The organism is Neobacillus sp. MER 74, assembly GCF_023714155.1.
The window spans coordinates 1-243 of sequence record NZ_JAMAUV010000129.1 but is presented as its reverse complement, the minus strand read 5'-3'; the positions used below and the strand labels follow the sequence as shown (position 1 = coordinate 243).

At 56.8% G+C, this 243-nt stretch carries 1 rRNA gene; it reads right to left on the bottom strand.

The window, feature by feature from the left end:
• Positions 1 to 243: ribosomal RNA gene (locus tag M3610_RS27850) — 16S ribosomal RNA — on the bottom strand; the annotation flags it as partial.

The window sequence follows — 243 nt, the reverse complement described above, 5'->3', positions numbered from 1 at the left end:
CCCAGTGTGGCCGATCACCCTCTCAGGTCGGCTACGCATCGTCGCCTTGGTGAGCCGTTACCTCACCAACTAGCTAATGCGCCGCGGGCCCATCTGTAAGTGACAGCCGAAACCGTCTTTCAGCTTTTCCTCATGAGAGGAAAAGGATTATCCGGTATTAGCACCGGTTTCCCGGTGTTATCCCAGTCTTACAGGCAGGTTGCCCACGTGTTACTCACCCGTCCGCCGCTAGACTCCGAAGAG